The organism is Mycoplasma sp. AC1221, assembly GCF_054353815.1.
This window is the reverse complement of sequence record NZ_JBTHHH010000002.1, coordinates 1-12,136: the sequence shown is the minus strand read 5'-3', so window position 1 is coordinate 12,136 and position 12,136 is coordinate 1. Positions and strand designations below refer to the sequence as shown.

General features: G+C 27.4%; 8 protein-coding genes. 6 read left to right on the top strand and 2 right to left on the bottom strand.

Annotation, left to right across the window (positions count from 1 at the left end; genetic code table 4):
* Positions 1 to 4 precede the first annotated feature (4 nt).
* Positions 5 to 2,332 (bottom strand): HsdM family class I SAM-dependent methyltransferase, encoded by a 2,328-nt coding sequence (locus ACXYRK_RS00415; protein ID WP_458617473.1) that lies wholly within the window; start codon positions 2,330 to 2,332, stop codon positions 5 to 7.
* 266 nt (positions 2,333 to 2,598) lie between these two features.
* Here ACXYRK_RS00415 and ACXYRK_RS00410 point away from each other — a divergent pair, with 266 nt between their 5' ends.
* The 3 genes from ACXYRK_RS00410 to rlmD all read left to right on the top strand — a co-directional run bounded on the left by ACXYRK_RS00410 (position 2,599) and on the right by rlmD (position 7,259).
* Complete coding sequence (locus ACXYRK_RS00410) at positions 2,599 to 5,367, top strand: exonuclease/endonuclease/phosphatase family protein (RefSeq protein WP_458617471.1); 2,769 nt, start codon at positions 2,599 to 2,601, stop codon at positions 5,365 to 5,367.
* A 67-nt stretch (positions 5,368 to 5,434) separates the two neighbouring features.
* A complete protein-coding gene (gene rsmD, locus ACXYRK_RS00405; RefSeq protein ID WP_458617469.1) occupies positions 5,435 to 5,980 on the top strand; it encodes a 16S rRNA (guanine(966)-N(2))-methyltransferase RsmD in 546 nt (181 codons plus the stop codon).
* On the top strand, positions 5,970 to 7,259 hold the full coding sequence (gene rlmD, locus ACXYRK_RS00400; RefSeq protein ID WP_458617467.1) for a 23S rRNA (uracil(1939)-C(5))-methyltransferase RlmD: 1,290 nt from the start codon (positions 5,970 to 5,972) through the stop codon (positions 7,257 to 7,259). The genes rsmD and rlmD overlap by 11 nt, the downstream gene beginning before the upstream one ends.
* 37 nt (positions 7,260 to 7,296) lie before the next feature.
* On the opposite strand, the gene ACXYRK_RS00395 is transcribed toward rlmD, so the two are convergent.
* Positions 7,297 to 9,627, bottom strand: a complete 2,331-nt coding sequence (locus ACXYRK_RS00395; RefSeq protein WP_458617465.1) for an HsdM family class I SAM-dependent methyltransferase — start codon at positions 9,625 to 9,627, stop codon at positions 7,297 to 7,299.
* A gap of 197 nt (positions 9,628 to 9,824) precedes the next feature.
* Between ACXYRK_RS00395 and rpmG the strand changes: the two genes are divergently transcribed.
* From rpmG to ACXYRK_RS00380, 3 genes are read left to right on the top strand one after another with little or no spacing between them, the layout of a single operon-like run.
* Positions 9,825 to 9,977: a 50S ribosomal protein L33 gene (gene rpmG / locus ACXYRK_RS00390; RefSeq protein WP_458607229.1), complete on the top strand. Its 153-nt coding sequence runs from the start codon at positions 9,825 to 9,827 to the stop codon at positions 9,975 to 9,977.
* Positions 9,978 to 10,012: 35 nt separating this feature from the next.
* The gene (locus ACXYRK_RS00385; protein WP_458617464.1) at positions 10,013 to 11,059 is read left to right on the top strand and encodes a M24 family metallopeptidase; all 1,047 of its coding nucleotides are present in this window, start codon (positions 10,013 to 10,015) and stop codon (positions 11,057 to 11,059) included.
* Positions 11,059 to 12,069, top strand: a complete 1,011-nt coding sequence (locus ACXYRK_RS00380) for an alpha/beta fold hydrolase (RefSeq protein WP_458617463.1) — start codon at positions 11,059 to 11,061, stop codon at positions 12,067 to 12,069. The genes ACXYRK_RS00385 and ACXYRK_RS00380 overlap by 1 nt, the downstream gene beginning before the upstream one ends.
* Positions 12,070 to 12,136: the final 67 nt, after the last annotated feature.

Sequence of the window (12,136 nt, the reverse complement as noted above, 5' to 3'; positions counted from 1 at the left end):
AGTGTTATCCACGTACTTTAATGCATTCATCGAATACTTTTATCATTTGTTTTACTTGGTTGATTTCTTCTTTATCAAGTAATTTAAAATGAAAGTCTAATATCCGTTCTTCGATAATATTGGTTTGAATGTGACCAGTAGCAAAAGCTTGAAATTGGATTTTATAACTTTGATCAAATAAAAATTTAAAAAATGAATACCTTACCTTTTCGTCATTGATATAAATTCGATAAAAACCATTTGAGATAATGACATCTGAATTATCCAAATTAAAATAAAAGAATTTATCATATGAACCATATAAATAAGGTAAATAAATGCTGTCTTTGTGACCTATTTGCTTCGCTCTTGAAATATTTTGAATTTGTCATCCACGTAGCTTGTTTGAAAGTGTATATAAACCTTTGCTATGTGTTTGAGCAATCGGGATGTATGAATAAATTTTGCTTTTTATAATTGATTTTTCAAAGTTTTTTGTCTTTTTTTCAATAATTAATCCGTTTTGATTATTTTGTTTATATTCTCGCAGAGAATATAAACTTTTATCATTTAAAATTAAAGAAATTTTTGTGTTTGATAATTCTGGTTTTAACTTTAATGAACTGTCTAAGTCTTGCATATAGGTATATCCGTAATTTATCGAGTGATTAACCTGTGACAATCCAATGATTTTTTCATCATAAGCAAACTGCTGCATTCTTTTTAGAATTTCAGGTAAATCAGTGTTTAAAATTGCTTCATTATTCGCATCTTTTAGAATTTCACCATTTTCTTCATTTATTTTATAAATAGGAGGTAAATTTTTTGTATTAAAGTCAAAACCGATGTTTTTGACTACATCTGTAAAAATTTTATAATTGTGTATTCGTTTAGTTTTCTTTACAAATAATACATCAGTTTTTACTCCTGTTTCAGCACCCTTAAATACCCCTTCTGGAAAAGAGATATCTGCTAAGATATGAAAATTATCAATTAAGTATTTTCTGATATAACTTTGTTGTTGATTATTTAAATAACCACTAGGCAGCACAATTGCTAAAATTCCATTCTCCTTAAGCAGATTCATTGCTCTTTCGATAAATAAAACCCCTAATTGTCCGTTACAATGTTCATTAAGTTTGTAATGTTTTAGAATACTTTGATTCCCCATAAATTTAACTTTGCTACCAAAAGGTGGATTTGTAATGACAAAATCAAAAAAGCTGTTATTTTTATTTCAATTTGCAATGCTATCGATTTGATGAATTTTAGTTCTACCATCACCGTTTAATACCATATTAAAGAATGCAACAGAACAAGCGTCTTTTGAAATATCTCAATAATATAAATTGTCTTTCATATCTTTATAATCTGGATTATTTTTGTATTTTTGGATAACCCCAGTTAAAAAATCTGCACTACCACCAGCTGGATCAATGACAGCTTGATAGGGTTTAATATCTAAAATATTAACTATAAAATCAATTATAGCAACAGGTGTATAATATTGTGCCATATTAATTTTATCTAAAATTTTTGAACTAAACTTCATAAAGAAATCTTGTGGTACGCTGGATTTACTTTTAATAAATGAATATGGTTGTAAAAGTTTTATTACTTTTTGCAAGTCATCATATTTAAAAATAAGTTCTTTTTGTACTTGCTGTCCTTGCACAAAATTTCTTTGATAATAATCATATGCATCTGCTCATAATTTTTCAAATACTGCAATATTTGTAGTTAATGCAGTAAATTTTAAATCATGTTTATGAAATTGTTCATCATAATATTTCGCTAATATCACCTGAAAAAGACCTTTATATCGTTCATTTTTTCCATAACCAAGTGAATGAATAATCAAATCTAACTCATCAAATAACACTTTTGCATTTTGTATTGGGACTAATTCATCAAATTTAAATAAAGCAGTTTTAAACTCTTCGCCATAATTAGGTAGCATTGATAAATTGTATTCATTGCCTTTATAAAAAAGTTTTTGATGACTACCATTATAAAAAATACCGTATTTGGCTTTCTTTAAATTTATTGCAGTTTGCAACTGATATAAGATTGCTTCTTTTATTTCTTTTTCACTGATATCATCTCTTTTAACTTCTGCTACTAATAAATATGAATCACCATCCTTAATCGCTAAATCAATTAGTTTTGGATGTGAACCTTTGCTACCTACTTGCATTTTTTCTTCTAAGTATATAGCATCTTTATTATAATTTTTTGAAAGCAATATGTTTATTAAATCAATTCTTAACTTTTCTTCAGTTGATGTTTTACCATCTTTTGCTTTTTCATTGATATTTAATTGACCTCGGATTGGACATATTAATTTAGACATTTTTCTCCTATATTTAAATATTACTATAATAAATTGTATTTATAAATTTATTAGTTACTTTATTGAAATTTTTGCAATTTTTGTTTTATAAATGTAATAGATAAAACAAAAAAGCAGTGATTTGTCATTAAAAATCTTATAAATGGGAATTTTATTCCATATAAATGAAAACTATGTTATCAAAAATACAATTTTTGCAAAAAGTGATGTGATTTGTTAAAGTTTTAGTTATAAAAATTTATAATTATTATGATAAAGGAGTTGTAATGTCAAAGTATAAAAAATGATGATTTTCTGCTGTTATTTTAGCTTCTACATCGGTTGTAGTTGCTGTCGCTTGCAATGGTGAAAATAGCACTCAAAAAAGCGATGGATTTGATAAATCCACACCTAATAAAGATAAAAATCCTAATAAAGGTAGTACATCACCTGTTATAAATCCAAAAGAGCAATCAAAACCCCCTACTTCAACAAATCCAAGTGAAACTAATCCGATTAAAAATACACCACAGCAATCTAATCCAACTAAACCTACTAACAATCCAGAAGATGGTAAACTATCAGAAGATAAAAAAAAGGATAAGTCATCTGAAAAATCAGATCAATTTGGAGAGAATAATCAACAAAAACAAGAAGATACAAAACCTATTGATAAATGGGCAAAAGATAATGCAAACAATCTTTTTAAACTCGTCTCAGTTGATAATCTTAAAGAATTAATTTCAAAAAAAGAAAAACTTTTTTATAACTATGAAACAAGAAAATTAGTTAAACAACCAGGTGAAACAAAATATTTGAAAGTGAAAGAACTAGGCAGTGATTCAACTTTTGATGTTTTTAGTTTAAAAACCGATTCAGAATATCAACCTGCGAATGCAAATGAACCAACAACAAATAATGGAACTAAAACATTTATCAATGGACAAATATATTATGTGATAAAAGGTAATGTTATTGCATTTTCTTATAAAATTGCACAATATATACCTAAACAAGAACCAATTATTTCAGATGATATTTATTGATCAAGTTTTAATATTGAAAATGGTCAACAAGTTGATACACCTGATTCGTTGAAACAAGAGCAAATAAATAAATCAGAGCAATTACAAACAATCAGTGAACCTTTTAAAGTTTATTCTGATAATGCTGATGAATTTATGAATATGTTAGATGATTTAACTTCTGATAATAAACAACTTCCGGATTTAGTATATTCAGATGGTAGTTTTAGTTTTGATAAGCACAACGAAGACTTAGGAGATTATATTACTTTTAATAAAGATGATTATGCTAAATATATAATTGGTTCAGATGCATCAAAACCAACTCATTTTAAGATGAATTGAGATACAGATACCGAAAAAATTACCATAACATATAAAAATAAAAATAATCCAGATAAAATAGAGACTCAAGTTATTAACCTTGATAGTGATGATGAAAATAATCCAGTCGATAATTCAAAACAACAAACTCCTAATAAGCAAAAAGATAATAAGAATCCAGAACAAACAAGTGGAGTGTTTGTTTTAAATGTCAAAGAATTTAACAAAATAGCAGAAAAATATGATAAATCACAAGGTTCAAAATATAAACATAAACTTTATTTGTATAAAGGTAATTTCTTAGGTTTTTTTGGACAATCAAACGAATCAAGCAACCAAATATTGAATTTTAATAAAGGTTTTGATCAAACAAACATTGCTGGTGATCAAAATGATTCAAAATATTTTGCAACATCATTAGATAAAGATAAAAAAACCTTTACAGTAACTTACTTTAACAAAAGAACAAATCAAGAAGAAAGTCAAACATTTACATTAACAACAGATTCAAAAGATGATTATTCTGATAACTCACAAAGAAACTTAAATACTAGTAGCACTAAATTAGATAAAAATCAAACTGTTTTTGTAAGACCACCGTTTGGAGTAAAGTTTGAAATAAAAAATAACACCAAAATGCCACCGATAATAACTGTTTTTGATCACCTTGATTCACCTGGAGCGAAACTTAAAAACTCTAGCAAATATAGCGAATCGTTTGTTAAAACAACATCAGAATTATATAAAAGTCGTTTTAACAATTTGGTAGTTAAAAAGAACGGAGCTCAAGAATTTTCTGAATTTGTTGCTATCCCGCAGTTATTGAATTATTATAAAAACTTAGATAGCAACAATGAATCACTTGTAATTTTTGGAGGAGATACAAATATTGATTCATCCAACTTTAAAGTAGATAAATATTTCTCATCTGATGTTCATCGAGTACTTGTTTCAGATTCACCAAAAAACCCGGATTGATACACATCGTTAAACACAAAAGGTGGTTATGCAAATCCATATGATAAAATGTATTATTTAAATGGCGAAGATTCATATTATGATACTATTACAACATCTGATGATGCTAATTTAAAATTTAAAGTTGACACTTATAAAGCATTTAAAGAATATATAAAAAATACTAATCAATATGCAGGTTATGATAAAGACAAAAATTTTAATTGAAATATAAGATATAGAATTTCTGATCATGCACCTGTTTTTACAGATGTAAAAGTAAAAAATATTACAGTAAATACAGCAAAATCAACTGATTCAAATTATCCAAAACCAGCAAATACTATAAGAATAGCACACTGAAATATCGAAAATTATGGTAAAAAAACTACAGATTACAAAAGTACTGCTGACTTTAAAATAGATGCTATTGCCACCTTGATTAAAAAAGTTGGTTTTGATGTTATAGGTTTAACTGAAATAAACGATAAACAAGGAAATTCGGTTAACTACATCTTAGATGAGTTAAATAAAAATGGAGGTAATTATAAATTAATTTTACAACCCCGTGAACAAACATTGTGACAAAACACAAAATATGCTTTTTTTCAAGGTGGAGCAACTGAGCAAATTGCTATTATATATAATGCGAATGTATTACAGCCAACAAATTTTACTAAAACAAATCAAAATAGTGCTTCATTTCGTGAAAGCATAAATTTATACGGAGAAGTGATACCTAAAAATTAATATTCAACATTTTTCAAGTTTTAAATTATGATAAAATAACTATAATGTAGTTATTTTTGGAGGGGTAATGTTACGGATAATAAGTGGTTTATATCGTAGTAGAAAGATTAGTCAGCCTGGTTTAAGAGATACAAGGCCTACAACAGATAAAGTTCGTGAGGCTGTTTTTGCTTCATTGCAGTTTAAAATAGAAAATAAAAGTTTTTTAGATCTTTTTTCTGGTTCGGGTGCGATTGCGATAGAAGCATTAAGTAGGGGTGCTTTGAAAGTATATGCAGTGGAAAAAAATGTAAAGGTCTTTAGAGTGCTACAAGAAAATTTGCAGAGTCTAAAAATAGATAAGATTAACACTGTAGCAGCAGATGCCTTGAATTTTTTGCAAGGTAATACAATGAAATTTGACTTCATTTATCTTGATGCTCCATATTTAGATTACAAATTACTAAATGATACTTTACAATTAATTTCTCAAACAAAAACATTAAACATTGATGGAGAAATAATTATTGAAACAAATAAAGTTTCTGAAGTAGTTATTCCGGATGACTTTATAGTTTATAAAAGCAAAAGATATGGAAAGGTAGATATTTTATATCTTGCTTATGCTCAATAAAATCATCACAGTTACTTGTACAGAGTTAAGTTATCAAGGATTAGGTGTGACTCGTGAGCATAATAAACCCATTTTTGTGCATGATCTTTTTGTCGGTGAAAAGGCGAAAGTTCAAATTTATAAAGAAACTACTAAATTTGCTTTTGCAAAAGTGGTTGAATTAATCACTAAATCTGAACATCGTGATAAATCATATTCTTGCATCAATAGTGCTCCACTGATTAATTTAGCATATAACCAACAAGTTGCTTTTAAAGAGAATTACCTTAAATCACATCTGATTCGTAATTTAAATATTAACGAATCAGTAATTGATGCATTTCAACCAGCAATCCAACAAACTCATTACCGTAACAAAATTAAGGTTCCGTTAAAGTTGATTGATAATATTTTGTATTATGGAGAATATGACAGTAATTCGAATAATATTATAGTAACTAATGATATAAAAATCCAAAATAATATTTCTTTAAATAGAACATTAGATAAAATAATTAATGCATTGAATCAATATTCACAAAAAAGTTATCGTTATAAAGTTTTAGAAGCATTTCGAGAAATAACTTTAAGAATAAATCATATAAACGAAGTGCAAGTGTTATTCAATCTTTCTGATGATCAAAATGTTTATAGTGAAATAATTAATATTTTAAAATCTATTGATAATATAGTTCAATTATATTTTTATCAAAATCAAAAATTAAAATTAATTTTTGAGAAAAAACCTTTTTCAATTTTGATAAATAAAAAATCCTTTGATGTGCATATAAATTCGTTTTTTCAAATAAATATTGAGATGGCTACCAAAATTTTTAATGATATGCATAAAAAAGTATCAGAAAACTTTAAACAAAATTTCATCGATTTATATTGTGGTGTTGGAATTATCTCACAATTAGTTGCTTATAAAAGACATAAAATCTTAGGTGTAGATATTTCAAGAGAAGCAATTGCTGCAGCAAAAGATAATGCATATGTAAATGGATTTAGATCGGCTAAATATATAAATGGCGATGTTTATCAAGTTATAGATTTGTATAATTTAGATATTAATGATACTATTGTCGTTTTAGACCCACCCAGAGCTGGTTTAGATGCAAAATTGACCAAATGATTGAATAATATAAATTCATTTATTTATATGTCATGTGAACCAAGAAGTTTTATACGTGATTTACAAAACTTACAACAACAAGGTTTTAAAATTAATTACATCAAAGGTTATGATATGTTTCCAAACACCCCACATTTTGAAATAGTCGCTTATCTTAGTAAGTAAACAAAGCAAGTAGGCGGAAGCACTACTACTTGCTTTTTTACTTAAAGATTTTTAAAGATGAAATGTAATCATTCATATAATCGATATCCAATTGATTATAAGAATTAACGGGTAGTTTAATTTCTACATTCGGAATTTCACTTCGTAAGGTTCGACCATGGCCGATTGATTTAAAGAGTCTTTCACTGATAACGGTAGCAAGGTAAAACTTAGCTAATGGTTTATTATCAAATTCAGATTTGTATTTTGGAACAATATCACAAATATTCACAAAAGAAGTGGCACCAAATTCGAAATCACAATAATAGGTTTTCCCACCACCACCATCTCCTCCGTTAATGATGCAAATTTTATCACTGAATGTCTGAGATACTTTTTCTTTTATAAGTAAACCACCAATACCGTTATTGTCTTTTTTTGCTACTATTATTGGGATTCCGTTCTCATATTTATTTTCTAATTTACGATCAATTGATTTCTTTTGCATTCCTTTTGAAATAAATTCAATTACATCAGATATTTTAAAATATTTAAATTTAATATTTTGATATTTTTGCATATCTACAGGTGAGAAAATTAATTTATTACTGATGCCGCATAAAATTTTGGCAGATAAATTTTCTCTTATATATTTTATAAAAGTGTTTTTATTTACTTCAAAAGGGCGATTTGTTGTAAATTTTTCAAATGCAAGTTCTTCATCATATTTTAAATTTTGCATTACAGCTTGAAATTCTGTGTATTTACCCTTAAGAACTTCTTTAAGTCTTGCTACTTTTTCTTCATATAATTTAGTTTTCAATCGTTTTTCATTAGTATAGATAAATCCATCATTAGTAAAATCTACTAACAAAATATCTTGATTATGTCAGTGTGCTAATAATGCATCTGCATTTTGTCTTAGTGCATCTATTTTCTTGAGTGTTCGTGAATCATATTTTTTTAAAACTATCACTGATGTATTGACACCTGCATTAGGTTGAAATAAATCCCTAGGAAGTGAAATAATTTGTGTAATTTTAGACATTTCAAATATTTTTTTGAGATATGCAACATTTTTTGCATCTCTACCGTTTAGGTTTGTTTTAGGTATAATACATGCAATTAACCCATCTGGTTTTAAATATTTTAAAGTTGTATATAAAAACTTTAATTCATTATCACTTTGACTAAAGGGTGGATTCATTAAAACCTTAGAATACTCATATTTTAATCTTTCAAGTCTTTTAAAGCAGTCATCTTGATAAATTCGCGAACTTCCATCACCGTGTAATAGCATATTAATTCCTGCTAATGTCGAATTAAATTCGTCATATTCGATTCCAATGATTCTTTTTTCCTTTACTTCGATGCAAGCTTTATCAATTTGATATTCTTTTTCTTTTGCATTTATATTTGTTTGCTTTAAATAAAAATCATTTATGCTAGAAAACATATTAAACATTGCATTTACTAAAAAGGTACCACTCCCACATGTTGGGTCCATTATAACATCGTTAAATGGATCAACATCAATTAATTCGTACATTATTTGAGCGATGTGATCGGGTGTAAAAACTTCTCCTTTTTCATTTGAATTAGCTGAATTTCATTTACGAAAAACTTTTAAAAAAGCATTCATTATATCGTGGCCTTTATAGTCTTTGTGACTGATATTAATAAGGTTATAAATATTACGAATCGAATCAACTATTTCAATTAAGTCAGAAATTTTAGCCATTTTCAATGTCTTATCATCAAGGTATTTATAGATATTATTTTTCTTTTCTTGTTTTGATATATCATCAGTAAGTGGAGTATCTTTTAGAGCATCCAAAATACTAGAAAGCAGCAAACTTGTTGATTCACGATTTAACTTATCATCTCCTTGAAATTTATAACAAAGCATCACAGCGCCAATGAACGGGACAGTCATTTGCTTGTTTATTTTAGCATTACGAAAAGAATTTGCAAGCTGCATTGCATAATTACTGATTAAAACTTCATTATTTTCTTTGATATCTTTAAAGTAGGTATCTTTGTAGTATTTATGGTTTTTTACTTCAGTTTCATTATATAATAATTTTATTTCACCTTTATCATTCTTAATAAAAACATTTAAGCTTATACCGTTATATTGAAAACCGATGGTATTCTTATGTTTTTCAAACTTCATATAGTCATAAATTTGCTTTTCAAATTTTACCCCTTCTGCTTTAGCATCTAAGATAAAAATTACACCATCATAAAAATAATACCCATCTGGTTTTGTTGCTTCATATTTAGCATCAGATGTTTTTTTATAAAGAGGAATGGTACCATCAGTATTATTTTTTAGTCCTAATATATTAGTAAATGCTTCTACAATTTTAAACTCGCTGCGTGCCATAAAACCTCTATAATATTTTGTATTTTAATTCTACCATTTTTTTCTTATTGATTTTAAAACATCTCATAATTTTAAATTATTAACAAATTTATTCACAAACTATGTTTGAAATAGATACTTAGTAAAATATTTGTAAATTTAAGTAAGAAAAAAAATATTTTGGTAAAATAGTAATACTAAATAAATAAAGGAGTTATATGCCAAGAGAAGGTTATACATTAGCATGTACAAAGTGCAAAATGGAAAATTATATTTCAAAGAAAAATAAAAAAACTCATCCTGAAAAAGTAGAGTTAGCAAAACACTGTCATAAATGTAATGCGCATACAGCACATAAAGAAAAGAAATAATGCAGCAATAACTGCGTTTTTAATTTAGGAGTTTTATGAACCGTAAAAAATTAGATGAAATGTTCGCTAAAACTGGTGTAGAAGTTTTAATTTCTGAAGCACCACAAACAAGACTTTGATATGCCGGAGTTCAAACAACTGATGGATTCATCGCTATTGAAAAAGATGAAGCAACCTTATTTGTTGATGGAAGATATATTGAGTATGCACAAAAAAATGCAAAGAATGTAGAAATTGTTTTAATTAAAGGTGATGCAGTTAAAAATTGATTTGCAGCAAAGAACTTTAAGAAAATAGCACTTGAAAAAGAATATTTAGTAAAACAAGTTCAAGATCAAATTTTATCTTGAGTAAATCCGGATCATATTGAGTGAGTTTCAGCGCAACATCTTAGAATATTAAAAGATGATGGAGAAATTGAGTTAATACAAAAAGCTGTAGATATTTCTATGCAGGCACTCAATGAACTTAAAGAGTGAATCAAACCTGGTATGAGTGAAAAAGAAGTTGCTTTTAAATTGAATTATTTATTAAAGTTAAAAGGTGCAGAAAAAGAAGGATTTGAGGAAATTGTCGCAACTGCTGAAGCTTCTGCGGAACCTCATCATCATCCAACTGATAAAAAACTTGTTAATAACAATTTACTAAAAATAGATTTTGGAGCTCAATACAAAGGATATACAGCAGATATTACACGTACCTTTATTTTAGGTGATGAAAAACTAGCAAATCCAAAGCAACTTGAAATCTTAGAAATCGTTAAAGAAGCAGCAGCAGCAGGGAGAAAAGCGGTTCGTCCTGGTATCAAAGCATCACAAATTGATAAAGTATGCCGTGATTATATTGAAGCAAAAGGTTATGGACAATACTTTGTGCATTCTACTGGACATGGGTTAGGTATTGATGTTCATGAGTTTCCTAACGTTTCAAAATTTTCTAATTATGTTTTAGAACCTGGTATGATAATAACAGTTGAACCCGGAATATATATCGAAGGTTTAGGTGGTGCTAGAATTGAGGATGATGTTCTAGTTACAGAAAATGGTTATTATGTCTTTTCTAGACCTAATGAAAATAAATAATGAACCAATGAAATGATAAAAATATCTTAACTTTGAGTGATTCCCTTGATGTTGGAGATGGATATAAATTGTATTATCGTGTTAGTGGAAACCGCTTTAGTGGATATCCTGTAATTATTTTACATGGAGGACCAGGTGCTTTTAATCCAAATCCATATTTAAAAATTTTTGATAAAAGTAAGTTTTATTTAATTTCTTTTGATCAAAGGGGATGTGGTTCTAGCAAACCAAAATGAATTCCTGATTCAAACACGATAGATGATCAAATTGAAGATATTGAGCGAATTAGAAAACATTTTAAGTTAAATAAAGTAACCTTATTTGCAGGAAGTTGGGGGACTACATTAGCATTACTTTATACTATTAGATACCCAGAAAATGTTGCTTCTATGTTACTGCGTGGAATTTTCTTAGCACGTCAAGAAGACATTGATTTTCTATATGAACCTAATGGAGCGGCAACCTTTTATCCAGAAGCATATAAGAAATTTTATAATGCAGTTGCTAAATATGATGGTGAAAAAGTTTTGGAAAAATACTATAATGCTTGAACTAAAATCTTAAAATCTAAGAACGCAAAAGAAAAAGAGATTAAATTGATTCAAAACTTTTGCGAGTGAGAAGAATCAATTGTTACAATTGAACCACAAGAAAGGTATTTAAGCCGAAAACAAATTCGCCAAGTACCTGTTCTTCAAGAAGAACACAAAGATTTATTTTACAATCAATTACATTTCTTTTTAAATAAATCACTTTTACCTTCGGATAATTATATTCTTGAAAATGCACATAAAATAAAAGATATTAGAACATATATTGTGCATGGTCGTCAAGATGTAGATACCAGACCAATAGGTGCATATTTATTAGCTAAAGAACTAAATAATGTTAAATTAACTTTTATTAATGGTGCGGCACATTCAATCAATGAACCTGGTATCAATCATAAGTTAAAAGTATTTGCTGATAATATATATGATTATCTTACAGAAAATCACATCCAAAAATAGATGTGATTTTATAATTTAAACTTTTAATGATTTTTTATACCAACAGAAAAACAGACCAATTTTTATA